The organism is Rubritalea tangerina, assembly GCF_042683245.1.
GTDB classification, from domain to species: Bacteria; Verrucomicrobiota; Verrucomicrobiia; order Verrucomicrobiales; family Akkermansiaceae; genus Rubritalea; species Rubritalea tangerina.
In genome coordinates this window covers 17,842-41,394 of the sequence record NZ_JBHUJB010000023.1, presented here as the reverse complement: position 1 = coordinate 41,394, position 23,553 = coordinate 17,842, and the positions used below count along the sequence as shown (strand labels likewise).

Genomic DNA, 23,553 nt, shown 5'->3' with positions numbered 1-23,553 from the left:
AGCCATACTGAGCTGTCAGCAATATTCGCACCAATATGAAGAGGACTTCGCTGACAGCACACTAGTATAGCTCAGTCACATACTGCTCTTTTACACCGCCTCCACTTACGCGGACCAAATACACCCCACGAGAGTTTAGCAGCTTCGCTGGCTCAAAGTTGATAGTGTTCCCATAACTGTGCACATACTGCACCCCTATGCTGCGACCCTCCACCTCATCATTCCAACTGATCGATTTGATCGGGCGCTTCTTTAATTTATACACTTCCACTGTCAACTTGCCCGTCGGTGGTGCATTCTCCGTTAGGTAGAGCGACCATGCATTACCTAACACAAATTCCTTCGGGAACAGCCCCATTCCTGGGTAGGCATGCGGATCGCGAATCCCTCTCCCACCATGAGAAAAAACATGCATCGCTGAATAATTACCCGAACCGCCAAATCCAGTCTTATCAAGCTTCGGATAGAGACACCATCTCCGGTGACCGCGCTTCTCACGGTTGTTCGCTCCTGCATCATTGATGTACTGGTCGACAGAACTCGCCAAATTCCCATTCGATGCCATCGCCAGATTACACTCGTTTGTGTAGTGGCCAAAATCATGACTCAAACTTCCCTTCTTCTGACAGATCGTCCCCGCGGCAGTCGCCTTCTGGTTCAACCCTGGTGTCAATTCCACATCGTCACTCACCCCACAAAGGTAGCGGAAAATGTTCAGTCGAGTCAGCGCATCAAATTGCGCCTGGCTTGCAAAGGAGGGGCGCTCACGGCGCTCAATCTCTTTGATAGCCGCTTTGATCTCCTCCTTCGTCTTTGGATAATACTTCTTGTAGAGCTTCTCGTCAGACCCACTCACCCCTTCCTCTGGGCGCGAAGCTGCCTTCCCCCCCTTCAATTCCTCTTCAATTCCCTCAGCAATATTCTCATTGCCCCACGCCACGACCGCCTCCTGCGACAATTCATCAAGCTTGCTATAATCAAGCTGGAAGGTGCGCCGGTCTTTCTTGCGCATCACCTGCACTTGCGACCCTTTGATGTCCATAATCTTAACCACTAAAGAACGCCCTTTAGTGTCAGTTAGCATCTCCCAGCTATCAGCTTGGGCCGTCGTCATCCCGCCTATGCTAGCGCACATTGCCAGTGCTCCAGCCATCCAGATTGTTTTCATTTTCATAAGTAGGGTATAGGTGTGCAATGGGTTAAAACATGCCCTCAATCTAGAATCAAGCGACAAGCCCAAGGTCTACCATTGGCACCAATCCGCAATATTTCAAGAATACCACCCCAAAATTCCCCTCCTCATCCAACAAATGACTCCATAATGTTTTGACTCGGCTCTAATCTCGACCAACATCCCCACGTCCCCCCTATTACCCATCCTTACTTCATCTTATTATGGCTACGCATCACATCGGTATCGGCATGGCTGGCTTCGGCACAGTCGGCACAGGCGTCTGGGAAACCCTCGAACGCAACGGCCAACTCATTTCAAATCGCGCAAAAGAAGCATTCTCGCTCAGCATTAAAAAAGCTGCCGTCCGCGATATCACCAAAAAGCGTATCGATGATGCACCTGCAGACCTCTTCACCACCGACTGGCAAGAAGTAGTCAACCACCCAGAAGTGGACATCGTCGTCGAACTCATCGGTGGCACTACCACCGCTTTCGACATCGTCGCTGCCGCCATTAAGCTTAAAAAACCAGTCGTCACCGGCAACAAAGCTCTCCTAGCCGAACGCGGCGAAGAACTCTTCGCCCTCTCCCGCGAATTCAATACCCCAATCCATTTCGAAGCTGCCGTCGCCGGAGGAATCCCCGTCATTAAGGCAGTCCAAGATTCCTACGTTGGCAATCGCATCGAAACTATGTCCGGTATCATCAATGGCACCTCAAACTATATCCTTGAGCGCATGACCACCGCCGGACTCGATTACCAAACCGCCCTCAAGGAAGCCCAAGACCTCGGATACGCAGAAGCCGACCCCGCACTCGATGTCAATGGCTGGGATGCAGCACACAAAGCCATCCTCCTCGCCACACTCGCCTATGGCTTCACCATCCCCGCCGACCAAGTCTACGTTCGCGGCATTGAACGCGTCCGCACCATCGATATCGATTTCGCTACGAAGCTCGGCTATGCAGTCAAGCTCCTCTCAGTCGTCCGCGAACATGCTGACGGCTCAGTCGAACTCCGCACGCAGCCCTCGTTCATCGCCCAATCCCACATCCTCTCCTCAGTTAATGGCGTCTTCAATGCTGTCGCTGTGCGTGGAGATGCCTCCGGCGAAGCGCTCTTCTACGGACGCGGTGCAGGTAAAGAACCTACTGCTTCATCTGTCGTCGGTGACCTCGTCGAAGCCGCCTACACTTTCGTCCACACTGCCGGCCATCGTGGCTTCCTCCCCTACGCCCAATCAGGCAAAGTCCTGCCCGTCGACCAAACCGAAACTTCATACTACGTCCGCTTCGAAGTCGAAGACCGCCCAGGTGTGATCGCTGAAATCGCCAATATCCTCGCAAACGACGGAATCGGCATTTCGGGCACGCATTCCCCGGTCGACCCTGAAGACCCAGATAAAGATTTCTGTGATATGGTCTTCCTCCTCCACACTTGCCCCTTCGGAAAACTGCGTGAAACGCTCAAAAAATGCGAAACCCTCGACTGCGTCACCTCCGAGCCAGTCGTCTTCCGTATCGAGAAGCTAGCGACAAGCTAAGCCACACGCACTCAACACTCTCCAACATCCCGCAAGCTCCCACCCAGAGCTGCGGGATTTTTTTGTCCCCTAATCACCACTTGACGAGCCTAACACAGTTGCTTTGACTCAATAGCGTCGTTTGAACTACTATGAAATATTCATTCCTCCTGCTCACACTCTTCATTGCATCAGCTTCCGCCCGCCCATGGACCAACAACGCCGGGAAAACAATCGAAGCCGAATTCGGTGGTATCGAAGGCGACAATGTCGTCCTCCTGCTCAAGAAAAAAACCTATAAAGTCCCACTCAGCAGCCTCTCTGAACAAGATCAACAATACGCCAAAGAACAGGTCGCTCTCGCAGCCAAAGCCAAACAAGAAGCCGCTGAAAAAATTCGCACACAAGGATACCCCTTCGGTGACACACACATCAAACCCGGTGAGCTGAAAACTACCACCCTCCCCCTCTCCGAAGCAAACCAATCCCTCGCTCTCAAAGGGGGCAAAGGTTGGAAAGAAAGCTGGATCAATAACTACCGCGGCCAATGGCTAAAAGACATGGCCAAAGGATACCCGATCAGCGAAACAAACACACTCATCGGCCTCCCCCCCGCATTCGATCCCTCCCAGCCCACCACCATCTTCATCCAATGGGCCAGTGGAGATTCAAAAAATAATATCCGCGGCGCCAAAGCATACTGGAATAGCTGTAAGGAAAACAACTGGATCCTTCTCAGCATCGACTCCACCCCTGATTCAAAATCTGCTTGGTCCTTCTCCGCCTTCCTCGCCAGCATCAATACCGCACTCGACGCCCTCCATTCCCAATGGCCAAATGCAAAACAATGGCCCATCGTCTGCGGTGGCTTCTCAGGTGGCGCAAAGAACTCCCAAATTATGGCCGGCCTCCTCAGCCAATATGACCACAATGTCAAAGGCCTCTTTATGGGAGGATGCAACGAAACCTTCTTCGAACTCGGCACTCAAGACTACAACATCAAAAAAGCCACCTGGAGAAAACTCAAAGCCTTCGAATCCAGCGGCACTAAAGACCACCTCGTCGATAAAGCCTGGCGCGCCAAAGTCCGCAAAGGACTCAAAGATGCTAGCCTCAAAGACTTCAAAACAAAAACCTACGACGGCGGCCATTCCCTCCACCACGGCCAATTTGTCGAGGCAGTCAAATGGATCCTCACAGAGGATTCTTAGTGTGATGTCAGCGGACACCATACAAGTACACACCCCTTAAAGGAATGCCCCCGACATACAAGCGACAGACCAATCAAGAAATTCCACTGGCTGCCTACCACTACCCACGCTAAACTCCCTCCTCATGAAGGATACATTCGGCAATAGCTTTACCAAAACTCTCGCCACCGGTGCCGTCGTCACTGTCACAGCAATTCTTTTTATCACCACTGCCGCCGCTGGTCCTAATCTCGGAGGCTTCGCCGCATACCTCCCCATCATCATCCTCGTCACAAGCTCCGCATCCATCGCTAGCATCTGGTTCTTCGGACGCCCCAGAAACCTCGATTCCCCCACACTCAAACAACTCCACCAACTCGAACTCCGTATCCAAGAACTCGAACAACGCATCGCCAATGCCGAAATCGTTAACGACTTCGAAAATAGACTCGCGGAAAAAGAAATAAAATCGCGCCACAACCAGTTTGATACCCCCACCAATCCCTCCCATACCCCCACTCATCCCATCTCACAATAATCCCCAACCCACCCTTTTAATCATCCCCTAACTTGACTCTATCAGAGATTTTGTTAGCTAAGGTAGGCAACCCTATTACCTTAGTATGGCACGATTAATTATTGGACACACAACACACTCATCCACCAAAATCTGGGTCCGCGGCGACCGTAACTTCCCCCACGCCTTCGTTACCCTCACTGATCCTAACAAAAAAAACACCCAGAAAGTCAGCCTTGAGGAACGCCACTTCTATACAGGAGTCGTCGAATTCAGTAGCTTGAAACCCTCTACAAACTACAATGTTTCTGTCACCTTCGGCGAGGAAAGCACCGACACTGAAATAGAACAAGTCACATACGGGGACTGCACGGGAACACTTGAGACCTTCCCATCTCCCACGAGTAACGAAACGGTACGCTTTCTTCTAGGTAGCTGTAACCTTCACTCCCTAGGGATCCTCTCAAACCCAGACAAAGCCTTCCAACAAATCCTCGAACTCTCAAAGACACATAAGGCTCAGTTCATGATGCACTGCGGTGACCAGATCTACTACGATATTCCCAACTACCGGAAAGCTCCAGACATCCAAGAATACCGCGATAAGTACATCGACGCGTGGGGCCATAGCCGGCGGACCCGAAAGTTTCTTACCCAACTGCCGCAATACATGATCCTCGACGACCACGAGATCACAAATGACTTCTCTAACGATATGGATTCCGCCAGAACGGGATCAACCCCAAAGTCATTCCGCGACGCCTCACTGAAAGTCTACCGAGAATTCCAGCACATCCGCAACCCTCAGGTCTACGGCAACCAAGCACTCTACTACCCTTTCTCAGTAGGCAAAAACCAATTCTTCGTCCTCGACACACGCTCAGAACGCTACTGCTCGAGCGGTGAAATGATCGGCACCGAACAACTTAAAGACTTCCTCGCTTGGCTCAAAAAACATAAAGACGCCATGAAGTTTGTCGTTACCTCCGTCCCCTTCGTCTTCCACGTCAAACATGGTGATGACAAATGGTGTGGCTCCCAGTTCGCCAAACAGAGAGAAGCAATCCTTCAGTTCATCCTACAACATGACATCACTGGTATCACCTTCCTAACAGGTGACATGCATTGCTCAGGTCATGCACAACTTGAAGTGCGCCAAAATAACAAAGCCATCACCCTCCACGAAATCATGTCCAGCCCAATTAACCAAATCGGGAAAAGCTCTATCAATGACTTCACTCAGGACACCGGTTGGTCCAAATCCAAGGACACCCCCACACTCACCTACCGCTCCAGCTTCAAACGCAGCGAGTTCTTCGATGGCCACTCCAATGTCACACTCGTCACCGTAGATGGACGTAATATCAGTTTCGATATCCATCGCACTAAACGAAAAAAGAAAGCCCTTCCACGTAAGAAATTTTCAGTCTAATACCAATGAGCAAAAATTTCTGCTAGTATTTTCAAGCTGATTTTGCCGTTTCTTAAGGAATGAGAAAGAAGTGGTGCGTGCACCATGACTGACGAATAACGCAGAGAAAAGGCAAAAGCAGCCGAAACTCCTAAACGATGGCGTAGCCCAATCCATAACCTAACAATCATAAATACTACCAGAAAATTTTGTGAGTTGGTATGATACCATTGAATGATACGGAATAGACGAACGCTCAGAATCAACTTGCAGTAGATCAAGTCGGAGTGAAGGAGTCCCCCACGCGCGGGACAACTAAATGACAACGATGACATTGTGTATGATAATCCGACTTACTCTAAAATCGCGGAGCGCAAACCTCTCAAGACTTAACCACACCCCATTCGTCTATTCCGAGTCGAGAGATGACATAACACACCGACCACCCGTTACATAATAAGAGCTGGAGTATTTTCTCATATTACTTTGTTAGATTGAACACATGCAATCTTATCGACAACCTAACAAAAAAATAAAAACTTTAGCTCTTTTTTTCTAACAAACAATCACACACCCCAGTGATCGCCACTACTTAATGCCCGTGTTGTACCCTTCCTCATAGCCTTTCGCGAAATCTTTCGCCTCGCTTTGCTCATACATTGATGCATGCCGTGATGGAGTTCTAGATAAACCACAAGCCCCATCTTCGACTCCGCGCATCACCCCCTTCTTGTATGCACGCGTTGGCTGAGGCACCTTGATTCCACGCTTATAACCCGCTTCATAACCCTTTGCAAATTCACCCTTCGTAAGCTCAGAATAAAGAGAGTCATACCGCTTGGGACTCCGTGACATCCCGCTCCAACCATCGTCCACTCCACGAGAGTAAGCTAAGAAATAAATCGGCATCTCTCTCGCCTTTGGCAACTCCTCCCCCTTTCCGTCAACAAGCTCAACCCCGATCTCGTAACTCGCTGATTCATCCCGCCGTGCAGCATTGCGCATCATCAATACGCGTATGGTCAAGACTCCGTCCGCATCAACTCCTCCCTGGTACTCATTCCCATTTACTGTGCCATTAAAGAGCGCGGCATCTTTCCCAGCTATCTTCCCAGCCCCATACACCAAAAACGAAGTCGATAAATGCTTTGTCTCTAAAGTGACCACTAAACGCTGCCCTTTCTTCGCAGTCACTTTGTAGTCCTTGAAAGCATAACCTTTAATCTTCCCCTCTAGACTCACTCCCTGATGCGTCTTCGGAAACTTTACCGACTCCACCTCTTGGGCACGAACTACTCCACCGACTAACAAAGCCAATGCACTAAAATAAATAACTCTCCATTTCATAATATAATAAATAAGCACGCCATCCACCTCAGGGTCAATCCCACAAACCACTTCCCCCCCACTAAAAAACTTCCTCCCCAGCCAACTACTCCTTCTCTATCAAACTCAACATGCTCTCCACCGGCACACAGTTTCGAATCACCATTTGAAACGGCCCTTTCCCCTCTCCCTTCTTCTCCGAGGTGTAGTAAATCGATTGCGTGTTCGCGACCATCCCAATCACGTTCCCCCTAGAATCTATAACAGGACCACCACTTGAGCCGCGTGCAAACTCAGCAGTGACCGCCATCCACACCACTCCCCTCCGCGAAGTCCGATAATAACGCGACACCTTTCCATAAGTGTAAGTGAAAAAGCGCCCGTCTGGATGGGCAATAATATGCGCATCCCCCCCCACTTTACTAGCTTCCCCAAATGACAGCGGCTTGTAGCCCTCACCCGCAACTTTGAATATCGCTATATCCATCTCCTTGTTCGCAGCCAAAATCTCCTTCACCGCCGACACTTTCCCATCCCGTGTCAACACCCCCCAACCAGAATGCTCAGCATTCGCAAAAACATGGTAGTTCGTCACCATCACACCATCCGCGCTTAATACCCAACACGTCGCAGCCCCAGACCGATGCCAGTCGTCACAACGCCCACATTTGTAGACAGACGCTATGATCCCAACACTGTCCACCGCACCTCCATACACATCTTCAGAAATTTCCTTTCTCGCTTCCGCTAGTTCTATGGCAACCCTCTCCCGCTTCAATTGCTCACCCAAGTCTTTGGCACTCGTCGTCTGCCCTGCATCCACCATCGCCCCAATGCGATCCCCAAAATCAATCGAAAGCGCTCGATCATCAATCACCACAGGTGCCTCAGCTAACAGCCGAACACTCAGCCCTAAAAATAGTATACTCCGCCTAAATAAACGCATTGCTCACACTACTCCACCCATCCCATCCATCAACCCGATTCTCCACCACACATAAAAATAGCCACGAGGAACCTCCCCGTGGCCAAAAAACACGATAGATACCTCCCGGTACTAACCGTGATCAACGGCCTCACATGGCACGTCTTCCACAGGCTGAGAACCCTTAAGCTCCCATCCTCCCTTGCCACTCCAATCGCTCTTCAGACCAAAATGCGCTGTGAATGGCGCAAGATAAGACCCAATCGCTGGTGGTGGGAAAGAGACAAAACCTTCTCCCTCAAGTGATAACACCTTCGTGTATTCACCAAACCCAGTCGCACGTACTTGCCCCTTGATGTTGCTGATCGGCACGTCGCCACTCTCTACAGCCTGCGTAATGCGCCCCTGACCAGTCACTTCACCTGTCGCCGCATTTACTAAAAGCGAAAGACGAAGAATCGGTGCACCTGGTACGCCCTCGTTGCCCGCAATAAGGTCCACCTTGTATAGGCCAATCTTGTTTGCTGCTGCTGATGGATCTGCTGTCTGTGTTGTACTCATTTTCTGTTTCTTGTTGGTTTTTTTGTTTTCCAAATAACTTTGCTCAAAATCTCATGACCTTTCACAAAATTATCAGCATTATGAGCTACCTAACAACTAACAGAAATCAAGACAAAACTGTTAGAATTGAGAAATTTAGTGAAAATTTAAAATAAACAACATCAATCTAACAAACATCATCTACAGTCTAACATTCATTATGATATCCGATCAAAAGCCTCCCAAACCACTTCAACAAAACACCCTAAAAAACATGCCAGCCACACTCACATCCTCTAGAGAGCTCATCGTACCCTATTTCGAAAGCCTTCTAAAAACAACACCTGTAGGCCCCCACTCCTCAGAGTTAGCCTACGCCCTTGGTTGGATCACCCCCAATGGCGATGACTCCACATGGGCCATTCAAGACAGCGCCTACTTCGGCAGTTACCTCAAAGACCCATCAACCAATGAAGTAGTGCGTCCCTCCGATTCCACGCTCTGGGAGATCGGATCCTGCACAAAAACCTTCGCAGCCATGAGTTACGCCTTCCACCTCGCAAAAGGACATGTCCAGCGCGACGATAAAGTACTTCCAACTATCGCCCCCTACCTCCCCAGTACTGACAATCTCCCCGCAGCTCTCACTACCATGACCTGGGACGATTTGCGAACCATGCGCTCCCAGCTAGTCGGCAATCAACATAAAGGCCCCTCCATCGAAAGCTCCTCATCTGTCGAAACATTTTTCCAAGATCTAACTAACAAATCTAACTACACAGGAAACTCCCTATTTAACTACTCAAATTCTTCTTATGCGCTTCTGGGGTTCGGTATGCTCATCGTCGCCCACTCGCTTAAATCCTCAACACCGCTGAGCTTCGACGAGTTCCTCCCAAAGCTCAGAGAATACTGGTATGACACCCTCTTCAGCCCGATCGGCATGCCAGACACCCAACTATTTAATCAACAGAAGGTAGACAGTTACGATATCCCTCACTGGCAAAATAGCCCCCTCAAGAAAGCAAACTGGCCCGCCCATACTCCCGCTGGTGGCCTCCTCACCACCATGCCCGATGCACTCAACTGGCTCACCGCAAACATGAAACCCAATGGCGCCGTCCCAGCCAATGTCATCGAAAATATGCGTAGCCATCCATCCCATACACAGACCAGTAAATCTAACCCCCGCAAACGTAGCGGAGAAGGACAGTACATCGCCAATGGATGGTTCGAAAAATTCTATCCAAGCCTCTGTGCTCCCGGAAAACAAAACAGCATCTTTATCAAAGGCGGTAGCGTCCCACACTTCCGCGCCTCCTTCGCCTACGCCAAACCTGACAATGGCGCCATCTCTCAAAAAGGCATCGTCATCCTCACCAACGATGACGAACTCTCCTTGCAGCCCATTACTCAAAATCTCATGGATCTACTCATCCATGAAATCCCAGACTAAACCTACTCGCCCCCCACCCACTCATACTCGATCAACAAGGCTGCATGGTCGCTAGGAAAGGCCCTATCCTCCACCGGTATCGCATTGTCCTCCAATACCTCTGGGTACACCTTCGCCGATACCGCACGCAACATCGGAACCTCCCGATTCGACTTGTAATACAATCGATCAATCCGGTTCAGCGGTAACACCTCACCATCTTTCTCTCGAAATAATGGTGACCAAGTGTCCCCTGGTTGCTTCACCGGGTCAGGGTAAACTGCCCGAAAACTATCAACAAAACCCGCCTCTAGCATAGACCAGCTCACCGGCAATTTTAGCGCCCTGCGGTACGGGAACGCCTTCGCAGTCGCCTCAGTCCAATCAAGATGTGAAGGACAATTCCAGTCTCCTCCCACTAACAGTGGAGTCTTTAAACCTAACAAAGACTGAGCCTCCAGATATTTCAAAATACCCGCAGCCTGTGCCACCCTCCCAGACCGCTCACTCTCCCCATCTAACACTTCTTGATCGCTTGCGGATGGATGCGCTCGTAAATAAGCTCCAGCGCCACTCCGGTAATCAATCCAAATACTAAACGCGTGAAGTTTCCGACCCTTCGGGTCAGTAAGTTCAGCACCTATTGCGTGCCACGCCTTATGAAAAAAAGTCTGATCCATTGTGTAGGGACTCATCACACACAAATGCGGGCTCTTCCCCTGCCACACGTTCCAGCCTAACTGCTCAGCTGCCCAAGGGCCAAACTGAGGCCTTTCCCCCTCAATATCATAGCTCTCCTGTAATAGACAGACATCCGCCTTACTCTCCTTAATCAAAGCCAATGCCTTCTCTGGCCCCTGATCCACCTTGTTCGTCCCGCGCCAAACATTCCAGACCAACACTCTCAGCCTGTCATTCTCCGCTGCCCCAACAAACTCAGCACCCATCCCCCCAAGAACCACTCCCACCACCACTACCGCTCTGCATATCCATTGCTTTCTCATTCCCCAATGTACTAGCAAATTCACCCAAGCTATCAATAATACCATTGATCGAAACGGAATGGACGAATGGTCGGAATGAGCTTGCAGAATATCAAGGCGGAATGAAGGAGCCCCGCACGCGTGGGACAACTGAATGACAACGATGACATTATGCAAGATAATCCGATGCTCTCTAAAATCGCGCAGCGCAAAATCACAAGACTTTACCACACCCCATTCGTCTATTCCGAGTCGAGAGATGGTATAAACTCCTAGCAGATTGCGCCGCACACCTGCAGAAACCACATCCAAAAATCGCCTCTCTTACCGAAAAATTCCCTCTTGTCACCCCCTCCAAGCGTGCTACTTTCAGTCAATTCAGCAAAATATCGTGCAAACTCTGACTCGAACCATCGTCGCCCCTCTCGCCTACCAGATTCCATCTAAGCGCCCATTCTTAGACTAAGTATCCCTAGCTGCACGCACCCGATACCATGGAATTACTCATCTTCTACGTCGTTCTCGCCCTGGGCGTATCTTTCCTCTGCTCAGTCCTAGAGGCTGTCCTACTCTCCGTAACCCCAGGCTTTATCCAGCACGAGCTTAGCTCTGGCAAAAAATACGCCAAGCAACTCGCGGAAATGAAAGAAAATGTCGATGAACCACTCTCGGCAATTCTCACCCTCAATACTATCGCCCACACTATGGGCGCTGCCGGTGCCGGCGCTCAATGGAAGGCGCTCTACAATGATACAGGCGAGGCTATTTTCGCCAGTTTCCTCACCCTCCTCGTGCTCATTCTCTCCGAGATCATCCCCAAAACTCTCGGCGCAAAGCTCTGGAGACAACTCGCCAGCCCCACCACCTACACCCTCAGGATCATGACCTGGATCCTCACGCCCGTGCTCTTCTTCCTTAAAATGATCACCAAACTCTTCGGTGGACACGGCGAAGGACATGGCGTCAGCCGTATGGAACTCGCTGCCATGGCAGACGTCGCAACCCAGTCCGGTGGCCTCGAAGACGATGAAAGCCAGATCCTCAAAAACCTACTCATGTTTAAGTCCACGCAAGTGCGTGACATCATGACACCCCGCACCGTCGTCTACGCCGTGCGCGAGTCCACGGATCTCGACACCCTCCTCGAGGACTCCATGCAAAAGCCATTCTCCCGTATCCCTCTATTCGGCAAAGATCGTGACCACATCACTGGCTTTGTCCTCAAAAGCGACCTCATGTCCGCCAAACTCAAGGGCACCAATCACCCCCAAAACCTCACCGAGTTCATCCGCCCCATCAAGGCCGTCCACAGTGGTGACTCCATCTACCAGGTCTTCAAACTCATGACCCAAGAAAAGCAACACCTCATGCTTGTCGTTGATGAATTCGGCGGCATGGAAGGCGTCGTCTCCATGGAAGATGTTGTCGAAACCCTCCTGGGCATGGAAATCGTCGACGAGGCCGACCGCAATGAGGACATGCAGGTGCTCGCACGCAACCTCTGGGCCCAACGCGCCAAATCTATGGGGATCAACCCAGCATCAACCCAAGCTCGCGAAAACCCTCCGTCCTCATAAAAAAAGGGACCTGCGGTCATCACCCGCAAGCCCCTTCTGGGATGTGGCCACTTACTCCCCCTCAGGAGGTAAAATGACTGTGTCTATCACATGGATCACCCCATTTTTACCCACGATATCGGTCTTGATCACTTTGGCCTTACCTACCATCACATTGCCACCCTCGGTCCGCACCTCAAAGCTTCCCCCCTGCAAAGTCTTCACCTCCCCAGGCTTCACATCTTTTGCCATCACCTTCCCGGCCACGACATGATACTTCAAAATGTCCGCTAGCTTCCCTTTGTTTTCGGGCTTCAGTAATGTCTCCAATGTGCCTGCAGGCAATTTTTCAAATGCAGCATCCGTCGGCGCAAATACCGTGAACGGCCCATCGCCACTCAGCGCTTCCACCAAGCCCGCCGCCTTCACAGCAGCCACCAAAGTTTCAAAGTCACTGTTGCCTGCCGCGATCTCTACAATCCCAGGCTTGCTCTTATGATTGTCCGCGATCACTGGCTGTACACACAGACAAATGCTCGCTCCTACTGCTGTTACGATCTTCTTCATGGTCTTCTTTAATTTGGGTTCAGTTCTGACGCTTTTCTCTCACGCCATCCTCACCCATTCCCCCATTTTCCTAAACCGTCAAATTATTTTGTCTATGTTTTGTCTATATTTTTGAAAACGCCAGTTTTTCCCCCTCTTTACCCCCCTAAAATGCTACCCTCTAGTATGGCTCACTCCGCCCAAGATATGGTCGACACAGACCTACGCGCCCGAGGCATCACCTCACGACCGGTCCTCAATGCTATGCTCCACACGCCCAGAGAAGCATTCATACCTAATGAACTCCACGACCAAGCCTATGCCGATCGCGCCCTCCCCATCGGGCATCAACAAACCATCTCTCAGCCCTACATTGTTGCACGCATCCTTGAACTCGCTGAACTCAAACCCCACTTCCACATTCTCGATGTCGGCACCGGCTCTGGCTATCTTGCCGCCGTCGCTAGCCGCCTCGTCCAACAAGTCTCCACTATCGAACGCATCCCCGAACTCGCCCAACAAGCCCAGCGCCGCTTCCAGTCACTCTCCCTCACAAACATTCAAATCCACCTTGGAAATGCCACTCTCGCTTGGACTCCCCACACCCTCTTCGATGCCATCCTCGTGTCATGCGCCATCCCCGAAGCTCCCCCCACATTGCTAGACCAACTCGCCAAATCTGCCCGCCTCATCATCCCGATCGGTCACCCACACAAAACCCAACAACTTTGCTGCTACCAGAAACTCCCCAATGGCACCCTCAACTGCACTGAGCACCTTCCTGTCCGCTTTGTCCCAATGCTTTAGTGTGACCTCAGTTGTGTAATGAACATAATTGCGAAAGCCAAATGACTGACCAATACGGCCAGAGCATTCCTCCCGTTCCACATCCGAAACCTCCCCCCACCTCCCGACTTTACTCTCCACGGGCTGCGTGGAGAAATACATAGGTAGCCCCACCCCACGCAGCCATGAAACTTGCCACCTTCCTCACATGCTCGACCTTCTGCCACGCTTCCCCCACCACACTCTATAAAGACACCTTCGAAAACGATCTCTCCCAATGGATCATCGAACAGGCTCCCCCGGGCAACACCTTTCTTAAAAAGGGCAAACTCGTCATCCTCGATGCCTCCGGCTGCACAGTCTGGTTTAAACATAAACTCAAAGGCCCAATCAAAATTGATTTCGAAGCCACGCTCGTAGACCAAGGCGGCCCTTATGATCGAGTCAGTGACCTCAATTGCTTCTGGATGGCGACGCACCCCAAACAACCAAACCTCTTCACCCAGAACTCGAGAACTGGCACCTTCACCCAGTACCACCCACTGCGGCTCTATTATGTAGGATACGGCGCTAACCATAACACCACGACCAGATTCCGCCGCTACCCCGGGGACGGCACCCGCCCCTGCCTCCCACAACACGACCTCTCAGACCCTCAATTCCTCCACACCCCAAACACCACTCTCAAAATCACCATCCTCTCAGAAGGGGCGCGCCAACGCTACCTCTGCAATGGAAAAACAGTCTTCGACTATACCGATCCCTCCCCACTCACTGAGGGATGGTTCGGGTTTCGCACCGTCAATAATCACTTAGTCATCGACAACTTCCATGTCACCCTACTCCCCCCTGCCAATAACAAGTAAATAGCAGCTCTACCCTCCACGCACCTCACTTTCTAGTGGGTGTGATCTCCCGTACACACAGCCAGCTTCTCCACATAACCCTCATTGTCCTGCACCCAATACTCACCACAGGCCTCCTTCGGTAAATTGCTGTAGGTATAAATCATCGTCCCAAGAGGTGGCACATCCCCCCCAGCTCGCGTCTTGATTGCCTGCACATCCTCCAAGGCATAAGGCTCTTTCTTCTCCCCCCCCGCGCTCGTCGGAATCGGTGCCACCGGGTGCTTCCGAACGGCTTTATCCGGCTCAACGACCTCTTCCTGCTGCTCTTCAGGAACCACTTCCTCTTCTGACTTTACAGGCGCTGGTGGCTGATCCACAGCCGCTTTCTCTTCCTTCTTAGATTCTGGGGCCACACTCTCACTGCGCTCACAGCTAACCAAGGCCAAACCAATTGCCGAAAAAATAATGGGGATTCGCGGTTTCATCACCCAGCATGCTCCACATTCCCCCCACTCACCACAAGCACATTCCACCGATCCTTTTAACAAACCACTTTCAAAATCCACCTGATTGGTCGACTCTTCCAACCATTCCTCTCAGGCTTACGCCACCCCAACACTCTGCCATCCTCCCAACCATTACGTCCATGAACACACCTATCAACACCCTAACAACACCAAACCTCCCTCAGTCCATCCTCGTCCTCTGCCCCCACCCTGATGACTTCGATGTCGCAGGCGTCACCCTGCACCACTTCCATTCCCGTGCTTGCCCCATCCACGTTGCCATTGCCCCCACCTCATCCGGCGTACTCGATTCCTTCTTCCCCTCCTCTCCCACACCCGAACAATGCATCCACACTCGAGAAGCGGAACAAGCTGCTAGCCTCGACTTCTTCGGCCTCACAGAAAACCAACGCACCTTCTTCCCTCACTCCATGGACCTCGATGCCAATGGAGAAATGACCCACTCCCCCACCAACCTCCTATTGATCGAAGAGATTCTCCTAAAATCCTCCCCCGACACCGTCTTCCTCCCCCACCCAAACGACAATAACCCCGCCCATGAAGCAATGTACGCCATGCTCAGCGAGATCATCGTCAAACACCAACTAGACCTCACCCTCTACCTCCAAATGGACCCCAAGACGCATTCCCTCCAAATCGATGCCTTCACTCCCATCGATGAAAATATGTCTCAGTGGAAAACCCAACTCCTCACCCACCACCAAACCCAAGACCACCGAAACCAACAATCACGCGGCATCTCACTCGCCCAACGTATCCTCTCAAAAAACCAAGAAGCCGCTTCCCAACTCGCTCTTGCTTCCCCTGCTGCAGAAGCATTCGAACTCAGATCCAGCCGCAGCCTGCGCTTTCCCATCAGCCCAGCCACGGAACTGACCCCAGAGATCACTGAAGCCTTCCATCGCCTCACCCCACAACTAGCCGATATCCCCGTCCCCAACGATGCCCAACTCACCACAGTTATCCATTCGGAAGCCTCCACCCTCTTCCTCATGCACGATGCTTCTAACAATGCGATCATCGGCACCGCCACCCTCGCCACCTATCCCATCCCTACAGATAACCGCACTTGGATAGAAGATGTCATCATCGATCACACATACCGAGGAAAAGGCCTCGGACAACACCTCATCAATCACCTCCACAACTTCGCTCGCCAAAGCGGCATCCACACCATTAACCTCACATCCACTCCCTCCCGCCTGCCAGCTAACAAACTCTATCAGAGTCTCGGTTACGCCCAGCGAAACACTAATGCTTACCGGATCTCCCTCTAAAAAATCACATCCATCCCCACACGAGGGGCATTATTCGTTGTTGCCCAGCACCTTTATCTCCCCTTATCATAGTCCCCAGCTATGGCATCCCACCCAGAATCTAAACGTATCCTCGTCATCGATGTTGGCGGGTCCAATATCAAATTGATCGCTACGGGAATCGAAAAACGCCTCAAGATTCCATCAGACCCGGACCTCACCGCAGCCCAGCTCGTCGAACAAGTCCTCGATGTCACTAGCCACTGGAAATATGATGTGATCTCACTCGGCTGCCCCTGCGCTTGCCGCAATAACCGTCCAGTCAGAAACCCCCATAACCTTGGAAAAGGCTGGAAAGACTTCGACTTCGAAGCCGCCTTCCAACTCCCCACCAAAGTCATCAATGACGCCACCATGCAAGCCATCGGCTGCTACGAAGGCGGAACCATGCTCTTCCTCGGCTTCGGCACCGGACTCGGAACCACCCTCATCAAAGACGGTACCGCCATCCCACTCGAAGGTGGCCACCTCCCATACCGAAAAAAACAAAGCTTCGAAGACTATGTCGGCAAAACCGGCTTCGCACGACTCGGAGTCGAAAAATGGAACACCCACGTCCAACGCGTTATCAAAACCCTTCGCCTCGCTTTCAATGCTGACGATGTCGTCCTCGGTGGAGGCAATGCCAAACTGATAGAGCATCTCCCCCCACATACCCGCCGCGTTAATAACCACGCAGCCCTTACTGGAGGCTTCCGCATGTGGGACCACCAATGGTAAAGCCTCACCTAGATGAGCGCTCTCCGCAAACGATTCACCACGCTGCCTCCCCACGCCACCATGAGCCAGCCATTACATGCCTCCGCTTGGCTCAAGCACTTTCCCGTCCCCTGGTGGGCTCGTAGCCCACATGTCCAAACCATCCTCCCTACCCTCGTTCACACTCCCTCAGTCCCACTGCGCCGCGAACGCATGGAACTCCCAGATGGCGACTTCATCGACCTCGATTGGGCCGATGCCCCAGACTCCCCCTCTCGCGTCGTCCTCATATTCCACGGCTTAGAAGGCGGCTCAGACTCCCCCTATGTCAAACGGCTCATGGCCACCTGCCTCCAGCACAAACTCAGCTCAGTCGTCCACCACCACCGCAGTTGCTCCGGCGAAAATAACCGACTCGCCCGAAGCTACCACAGCGGAGAAACCCAAGACATCCAACACACTCTCCTCCACCTCAGACGCCTCTACCCAGAGGCTCATATCGATGCCGTCGGCTACAGCCTCGGTGGAAACGCCCTCGCCAAATACCTCGGAGAACAAGGCTCCAATAGCCTCATCGATCGCGCCACTATCATCTCCGCCCCACTCCAACTCTCCGCCTGCGCCAAACGACTCGAAGGCGGATTCTCCACCATCTACCAACGCCACCTCATCAAACGACTCCAACAAAAAACTCTCGAAAAAATTCACCACCCAGAGCTCAGCGAGGCAATGCCCGTCACCGCTGAACAAATCCCCTCACTCAATACCTTCCACAGCTTCGACCACCACGTCACCGCACCCCTCCACGGTTTCGACAGCGTCGACCACTATTACCAATCCTGCAGCGGACTCCAGTTCCTAAAAAAAGTCACCACACCCACACTCATCATCCACGCCGCAGATGACCCGTTCATGACCGACGCCGTCATCCCCACACCCACCGACCTCTCCCCACATGTCACCTACGAACTCTACCCGCTCGGTGGCCATGTCGGATTTATCTCAGGAGGCTCACCACTCCGCCCACGTTACTTCCTCGAACAACGTATCGCATCATATCTCAACCTAGACCGTGTAGACGCATTGACTCAGTAGCTGATGGGATGTGCCCACACCCACCAAGGATCTCTATTACCACTTCGTGATGCAAAAGAGTCAAATGACGCTGCGATTTGCTATAACATTCCATTTCCATCCTTGTCCCTCCACCACATCTGGTAAAACCTCCCCCCATGAAGCCATACCAAAACCTTGCCGAATCCACCATGCCCGACGGCACCACCTTCTCACTCCATGAGCACGACGGTGATTTCTACCTAAAGTACAATGGCTTCGAACTCATGAGTACCTCCCAGACCTACTCAGAACGTCACCTCGCGGATATCGGTTGTAAGCATATCCTAGAGCACTCTCCGTCACGCCCCTCTCACCCACGCGTCCTCATCGGTGGTCTCGGTCTAGGCTTTACCCTCAAACGCACCCTCGAACTCGTCGGCTCTCCAGCCACTGTCGAAGTCGCTGAACTCATGCCCCCCATCATTGAATGGAACCGCACCTTCCTCGTCGAATATAACGGCCCACTCCTCGAAGACCCGCGCACACAAATCACCCAAGGTGACTTTCACGACACCCTTCAGTCGAAACCTAAAGCCTCCTACGACGCCATCCTCATCGATATCGATAACACCCCCGATGACCTCATCACCTCTGGGAATAATAAAATGTACTCCCCCAGCTTCCTTAAAAAACTAAAGCAAACCCTCACTCCCAATGGTTGCCTCGCATACTGGCTCTCAGAACCCGCTCCCAAATTTAAAAAGTTGCTCGGCCAAGCCGGATTTAAAGTAGAAGAATACGCCTCAAAACCTCGTGAAAATGCCAAACGCGCACGCCACTGCATCCTCCTAGCACGTAAATAACTCTGAGCTTCTCCGACTTCCATTGCTAAGCCCCCTAACTACCTCTCCCGCGCGACTCCGGGCATCGGCACCACGCAACCACCCAAAAACAGTCCCCCGAGAAACCCTCCCAAGTGAGCACTGTAGGCCACTCCCATTGTTCCGCCTAAAAAACCCATGTAGTCCGTCACTAAGCCCATAATCCCCACTGCTGCCAACTGCGCCGGAGAAATCGGATGTGACATAGGCCAGATGTCTGGGTCCGGTAAACGCCAACGTACTGCCATCGCTAAATACAAACCTTCAAAACCTAACACTGCACCCGATGCTCCTAACATAGGAACTTCGCTTTCAGAGTTCAGCACAACATGCAGCAATGTCCCACACACCGCCGTAAATAGAAAACTCATAATCATCCACTTGCTCCCTAACAGCTTCATCGCGAGCCCTCCAAAAATCCACAAAAAGAGCATATTGAACATCCAATGATCAATCCCACCATGCAGCAAAGCGCAGCTCATCACCGGTATGAATGACGCCCAATCGACATCTCCAACTAAAGCATTCTCCCAGGCATCCACAAACTCCGCAGGTACCATCATAAAACGCCAATACCAACTAGGCCCAAAAACTTCCTGCCCCAGAAAAACCACCCCCATGAAGCCAATCAACCCCAATAAAACCCCTTGCTCTTTCCAGTGATTCCCACCCTGATATGCCATAATCAGCAGCCAACATACTCAGCTACAGTCATCCCTCAAGCCCATTATTCCCCCATCTCAAGCCCACCTCACCACGCTATATCAAATTCCTACACCCCCACCTTTATACCGAAACGAACAATATAATCGACCAAATCAGCACAAATCACGCAATTCCCTACCGCTACCTGTTACCCGATGCTACAAGTGCGCGCTATGCGAACTGTTAGAGAGAGAAAGCACCCACACCCAGCTGGCAATGCCGCAGGCATCTTCGTACTCCTACTCATCCTCGTCATTCTCGCGGGCCTCTCCTATCTCCAGAAACTGAAGCTAGAAGAAGATCAAAACCAACAAGCCACAGAAGAAGTCGCCCCAACTCCAGTCGCCGAGCCCGTCAAAGAAGTAGTCAAAGAACTCCCCCCAGAACCAGTCATCGAACCAGAGCTCGAGCCTGAACCCGCCATCGATGAAGAACCTAAAATTGTCGACGCCCCCACCCCCGAACCTCCTAAAGAGAAATCAGAACTCGACCTCTACTTAGAAAAAAAATTCCCTTTCCCCACCTTCACCCCTCTCGAAAAGATTGTTCAAAACTGGCAGAGCGTCCCCGAGCGCGCCTTCCCAGAACACATTACCGTAGCGATCGCCACAGATTATCAGAATGGCGGAGAAGTGCTCCACAAAGAAGCCTCCCACCAAGCCATCCCCGTAGAATATAGCCCCGAACAACTCCAAGTAGCACTCCCAGATAACGACGGATATACCGCCTCCGTCAAAGTCGAAGATACCAACTTTAAAGAAGCTGTCGCCACTCTCTACCAACAAAAAATCGACGCCCGTAACCAAAAAATCATCGCCCAAAGAGAAGCCTACAAACCCAAAGCTGAAAAAGAACTCGCTGCCATCAAACTTAAAGAAGAACGCGAACGCGAGAGAATGCAGTTAGAGGCAAACCAATTTGACCCAAAACGCTACGGCCGCCGCTTCCGTGGAGACTTCTGGCCCGTCACAAAAAATAACAAAAACGAAGAATACGAACACGAAATCCCACTCGGCCCACTCTGTGGTACTGGAGCCGTCCTCTTCGAAAAACGTGAGTTCAGAGTCGTCGACCTCTGGGATAAAGGTCCAGCTGCCAGAGCCGGCCTCGAAGTCGATGACGTCGTCACTAAGGTCAACGGCAAACGCTTTGCCGAATATGCAAAATCTAGCGCAGGCGGTGGCGAAGGTGTCCCCATCGACCTAGCAGAAGCAATACTAGATGCCCAGGCCAGCTCCAGCCCACTCATTCTTACTGTGCAGCGCGGTGAGGAATCCCAAGAAATCTCTATCGAGCTCCCTGCCCTCCCCAAGTTCTCCGAAACCTTCCCAAATGCCTGCCCGCGCTCATACGCACTCAGCGAAGCCGCTGCCGAATACATCGTTGAAAACCAACAAGACCAAGGCAATTGGCGCATCAATGACTACTCAGCAGCCTGGTGCGGACTCGCCCTCCTCTCCACCGGCAGTAAAGACTATAGCAGAGAAATTAAGAAAGCCGCACGCTTCTACGCCGATAAATACGACCTAGGACCAAATCCCTCCACTGCGGAACTAGTCAACCCCAGCAAAGGCAAAGGTGGTGGTAGCAACTGGCAAGTCTCCATGATGGGCATCTTCCTCGCCGAGTACTACCTCGCTACCGGTGACCGCCAAGTCCTCCGCGCACTCGACCATTGCTGCCGCAGTATGGAAGCACGCCTCTCACCAGGTACTGGTCGACTCGGCCACAATGGCCCCGACCTCCCCTACGAAGGCAAAGGACTCATCGTCATCAACACCCACGCCCACCTCATGTGGGCACTAGCCTCACACATCCATGGCCAAGATAACTGGAACTGGGACCCTTGGAAACTCTCATACAAATCCATCGCCGCCTCCGTCGCCGGTGACGGTGCTGTCGGCTACAATTTCAGCGCCAGAGGAGGATCCCAAAGTGCTAACAGAACCGGCGCCACAGTCACCTTCCTCAAACTTGCCGACAAGCGCGCCCCAGAACTCCGCTCAATGTCTGACTGGCTCGTCGATAACCCAAACCACTACCTTAATGTCCACGCCATGAGCTTTATCGGCCCCATCTATTCCTTCATGGGGCTGCGCAATATCTCAGAACGCAGCTACAAAAAGAATATCTCTGCCTACCAATGGCTCTTCGCACTCGTCCAACCTGCCAACTACGACCACGGCAGCTACTACTACGGTGGCCGCGGTAATACCGGTGGTGACGAATACTGCAACAAACGCTTCTGCGGAAATATCATGAGTGTGCTCGTGCTTAACTCACATAAAAGCGACACACTCTGGCTCTACGGCAACCGCAAAACCGAATGGCTGAAATACCGCTAATCCCCATCAATCAAATGCCCCCCTTTGGCTTGCCTCACCGCTGAGACACTGTACAAGCTCAACTTATGCTCATTCTCACCACCGGAGGCACCATCGATAAAATCTACTTCGACGCCACATCGAAGTACGAAATTGGTGAACCCACTATCCCCCACATCTTTAAAGAAGCAGGTGTCACAGTCCCTTACCAACTCGTCTCACTCCTCCAAAAAGATAGCTTGGAAATGACCGACGAGGATCGCGCCCTCCTCCACAAGCATTGCTCGGAGACTGCCGAATCCCAAATACTCATCACCCACGGAACCGACACCATCTGCGAAACCGCGGAATACTTGCAAGACATCCCCCATAAAACTATCGTCCTCACCGGAGCTCTCGCCCCAGCCCGCTTCCGTGAAACCGACGCCATCTTCAATATCGGCACCGCCCTCGGTGCCGTCCAATCAAAAACACATGGGGTCTACGTCGCTATGAGTGGCCACATATTCCCCGCCGGAAGCGTCAGAAAAAATCGCGAAGCCCAATGCTTCGAGCCCATCACACCACTGCCACTTGCTTAGTCTTCACGTATTCTAACAGATAAACTAAGCACCTATATAGAGAGACCCGTTAAATTGCTAGAGACATGATAAACCTCTAACTTTTCGTCCTTACTCATATCCCCCGGATTAGACCCTGCTTTGCCCTCTGGTACAGGCATGCCAAAATATCCGTAATAATCCACCCAAGCCGGGTGCACCTCGCCAGTAGCAATATCTCTGAAATCCATTGGAGACTCTGGAAAAAATACACCTCCACTCGCATGCTTGAACATGTCGACAATCAGCTCACTACAATACAACGCTGACTCATCTGGTAAATAACGCGCATCATAGGGTACATCACGCTGCTGCATTCCATATGCCAACGCCCCCTCAATCAAATCACGATGCTGCGCTTTCAACCTAGCCCCTATGTACCGGTGCCCCCCACCTTCCCAACGCGAACGATTCAAATAAACATGAATATGCGTCAGCCGCACTTCTGGAGGAAATGCCTCCAATACAAACTTTCCCAATTGCGTCTCCACTAACATACCAACGTGATTCACCCTCGCTCCTCCATACCCCTCAGTCACCGATGAAATCGCATTATCCGGTGAACCAATCTGTGTAAAAATTAAATCGCCTGTAACCATACTTACTAACACTTTCTATATTCAAAGCACGTGGTAGTGCACCAAAAACCACATGACAAGCCTCATAGACATTAAATAAAATATTCC

At 51.7% G+C, this 23,553-nt stretch carries 23 protein-coding genes; 14 read left to right on the top strand and 9 right to left on the bottom strand.

The window, feature by feature from the left end; genetic code table 11:
• Positions 1–61: 61 nt before the first annotated feature.
• Complete coding sequence (locus tag ACFSW8_RS05985) at positions 62–1,174, bottom strand: CAP domain-containing protein (protein ID WP_377088692.1); 1,113 nt, start codon at positions 1,172–1,174, stop codon at positions 62–64.
• Between the two features lie 221 nt (positions 1,175–1,395).
• On the opposite strand from ACFSW8_RS05985, the gene ACFSW8_RS05980 reads away from it, so the two are divergent.
• From ACFSW8_RS05980 to ACFSW8_RS05965, 4 genes are all read left to right on the top strand, one after another.
• On the top strand, positions 1,396–2,718 hold the full coding sequence (locus ACFSW8_RS05980) for a homoserine dehydrogenase (RefSeq protein ID WP_377177704.1): 1,323 nt from the start codon (positions 1,396–1,398) through the stop codon (positions 2,716–2,718).
• 131 nt (positions 2,719–2,849) lie between these two features.
• On the top strand, positions 2,850–3,908 hold the full coding sequence (locus ACFSW8_RS05975) for an alpha/beta hydrolase (protein WP_377088689.1): 1,059 nt from the start codon (positions 2,850–2,852) through the stop codon (positions 3,906–3,908).
• Positions 3,909–4,032: 124 nt separating this feature from the next.
• Positions 4,033–4,425 carry an ABC transporter C-terminal domain-containing protein gene (locus ACFSW8_RS05970; protein ID WP_377088688.1) on the top strand — a complete coding sequence of 131 codons (393 nt, stop codon included), beginning with the start codon at positions 4,033–4,035 and terminating at the stop codon, positions 4,423–4,425.
• Between the two features lie 85 nt (positions 4,426–4,510).
• Positions 4,511–5,836, top strand: coding sequence for an alkaline phosphatase D family protein (locus tag ACFSW8_RS05965; protein WP_377088687.1), 1,326 nt, complete (start codon positions 4,511–4,513; stop codon positions 5,834–5,836).
• Positions 5,837–6,403: 567 nt separating this feature from the next.
• Here ACFSW8_RS05965 and ACFSW8_RS05960 read toward each other — a convergent pair.
• The 3 genes from ACFSW8_RS05960 to ACFSW8_RS05950 all read right to left on the bottom strand — a co-directional run bounded on the left by ACFSW8_RS05960 (position 6,404) and on the right by ACFSW8_RS05950 (position 8,627).
• A complete protein-coding gene (locus ACFSW8_RS05960; RefSeq protein WP_377177702.1) occupies positions 6,404–7,162 on the bottom strand; it encodes a hypothetical protein in 759 nt (252 codons plus the stop codon).
• A gap of 85 nt (positions 7,163–7,247) precedes the next feature.
• Positions 7,248–8,087, bottom strand: coding sequence for a S1 family peptidase (locus tag ACFSW8_RS05955; RefSeq protein ID WP_377088683.1), 840 nt, complete (start codon positions 8,085–8,087; stop codon positions 7,248–7,250).
• 111 nt (positions 8,088–8,198) lie between these two features.
• Entirely contained in the window at positions 8,199–8,627 is a 429-nt protein-coding gene (locus ACFSW8_RS05950; RefSeq protein ID WP_377088682.1) for a DUF1842 domain-containing protein, read from the bottom strand.
• A 253-nt stretch (positions 8,628–8,880) separates the two neighbouring features.
• Between ACFSW8_RS05950 and ACFSW8_RS05945 the strand changes: the two genes are divergently transcribed.
• Entirely contained in the window at positions 8,881–10,062 is a 1,182-nt protein-coding gene (locus ACFSW8_RS05945; RefSeq protein WP_377177700.1) for a serine hydrolase domain-containing protein, read from the top strand.
• Between the two features lie 2 nt (positions 10,063–10,064).
• Here the strand turns inward: ACFSW8_RS05945 and ACFSW8_RS05940 are convergent, their stop codons facing one another.
• Positions 10,065–11,045, bottom strand: a complete 981-nt coding sequence (locus ACFSW8_RS05940; protein ID WP_377177698.1) for an endonuclease/exonuclease/phosphatase family protein — start codon at positions 11,043–11,045, stop codon at positions 10,065–10,067.
• A gap of 473 nt (positions 11,046–11,518) precedes the next feature.
• Here ACFSW8_RS05940 and ACFSW8_RS05935 point away from each other — a divergent pair, with 473 nt between their 5' ends.
• A complete protein-coding gene (locus ACFSW8_RS05935; protein ID WP_377088674.1) occupies positions 11,519–12,601 on the top strand; it encodes a CNNM domain-containing protein in 1,083 nt (360 codons plus the stop codon).
• A 51-nt stretch (positions 12,602–12,652) separates the two neighbouring features.
• Here ACFSW8_RS05935 and ACFSW8_RS05930 read toward each other — a convergent pair whose 3' ends face one another.
• Entirely contained in the window at positions 12,653–13,147 is a 495-nt protein-coding gene (locus ACFSW8_RS05930) for a fasciclin domain-containing protein (protein ID WP_377088672.1), read from the bottom strand.
• A 165-nt stretch (positions 13,148–13,312) separates the two neighbouring features.
• On the opposite strand from ACFSW8_RS05930, the gene ACFSW8_RS05925 reads away from it, so the two are divergent.
• Both ACFSW8_RS05925 and ACFSW8_RS05920 read left to right on the top strand, forming a co-directional pair.
• Positions 13,313–13,933 carry a protein-L-isoaspartate(D-aspartate) O-methyltransferase gene (locus tag ACFSW8_RS05925; protein WP_377088670.1) on the top strand — a complete coding sequence of 207 codons (621 nt, stop codon included), beginning with the start codon at positions 13,313–13,315 and terminating at the stop codon, positions 13,931–13,933.
• A gap of 164 nt (positions 13,934–14,097) precedes the next feature.
• On the top strand, positions 14,098–14,778 hold the full coding sequence (locus tag ACFSW8_RS05920) for a DUF6250 domain-containing protein (protein WP_377088666.1): 681 nt from the start codon (positions 14,098–14,100) through the stop codon (positions 14,776–14,778).
• 32 nt (positions 14,779–14,810) lie between these two features.
• On the opposite strand, the gene ACFSW8_RS05915 is transcribed toward ACFSW8_RS05920, so the two are convergent.
• Positions 14,811–15,245, bottom strand: coding sequence for a hypothetical protein (locus tag ACFSW8_RS05915; RefSeq protein WP_377088664.1), 435 nt, complete (start codon positions 15,243–15,245; stop codon positions 14,811–14,813).
• A 161-nt stretch (positions 15,246–15,406) separates the two neighbouring features.
• Between ACFSW8_RS05915 and ACFSW8_RS05910 the strand changes: the two genes are divergently transcribed.
• The 4 genes from ACFSW8_RS05910 (at position 15,407) to ACFSW8_RS05895 (ending at position 19,221) form a co-directional block, all read left to right on the top strand.
• Entirely contained in the window at positions 15,407–16,564 is a 1,158-nt protein-coding gene (locus ACFSW8_RS05910; protein ID WP_377177696.1) for a GNAT family N-acetyltransferase, read from the top strand.
• Positions 16,565–16,645: 81 nt separating this feature from the next.
• On the top strand, positions 16,646–17,323 hold the full coding sequence (locus ACFSW8_RS05905; RefSeq protein WP_377088660.1) for an ROK family protein: 678 nt from the start codon (positions 16,646–16,648) through the stop codon (positions 17,321–17,323).
• Positions 17,324–17,383: 60 nt separating this feature from the next.
• Positions 17,384–18,397, top strand: coding sequence for a hydrolase (locus ACFSW8_RS05900; protein ID WP_377091432.1), 1,014 nt, complete (start codon positions 17,384–17,386; stop codon positions 18,395–18,397).
• Between the two features lie 137 nt (positions 18,398–18,534).
• Positions 18,535–19,221, top strand: coding sequence for a spermidine synthase family protein (locus ACFSW8_RS05895; protein ID WP_377088657.1), 687 nt, complete (start codon positions 18,535–18,537; stop codon positions 19,219–19,221).
• A gap of 38 nt (positions 19,222–19,259) precedes the next feature.
• On the opposite strand, the gene ACFSW8_RS05890 is transcribed toward ACFSW8_RS05895, so the two are convergent.
• The gene (locus ACFSW8_RS05890) at positions 19,260–19,922 is read right to left on the bottom strand and encodes a rhomboid family intramembrane serine protease (RefSeq protein WP_377088656.1); all 663 of its coding nucleotides are present in this window, start codon (positions 19,920–19,922) and stop codon (positions 19,260–19,262) included.
• A 195-nt stretch (positions 19,923–20,117) separates the two neighbouring features.
• Here ACFSW8_RS05890 and ACFSW8_RS05885 point away from each other — a divergent pair, with 195 nt between their 5' ends.
• The gene (locus ACFSW8_RS05885) at positions 20,118–22,289 is read left to right on the top strand and encodes a DUF6288 domain-containing protein (RefSeq protein ID WP_377088654.1); all 2,172 of its coding nucleotides are present in this window, start codon (positions 20,118–20,120) and stop codon (positions 22,287–22,289) included.
• A 65-nt stretch (positions 22,290–22,354) separates the two neighbouring features.
• Positions 22,355–22,849, top strand: a complete 495-nt coding sequence (locus tag ACFSW8_RS05880) for an asparaginase domain-containing protein (RefSeq protein ID WP_377088652.1) — start codon at positions 22,355–22,357, stop codon at positions 22,847–22,849.
• A gap of 32 nt (positions 22,850–22,881) precedes the next feature.
• On the opposite strand, the gene ACFSW8_RS05875 is transcribed toward ACFSW8_RS05880, so the two are convergent.
• Positions 22,882–23,466 (bottom strand): YiiX/YebB-like N1pC/P60 family cysteine hydrolase, encoded by a 585-nt coding sequence (locus ACFSW8_RS05875; RefSeq protein WP_377088651.1) that lies wholly within the window; start codon positions 23,464–23,466, stop codon positions 22,882–22,884.
• Between the last annotated feature and the right edge of the window lie 87 nt (positions 23,467–23,553).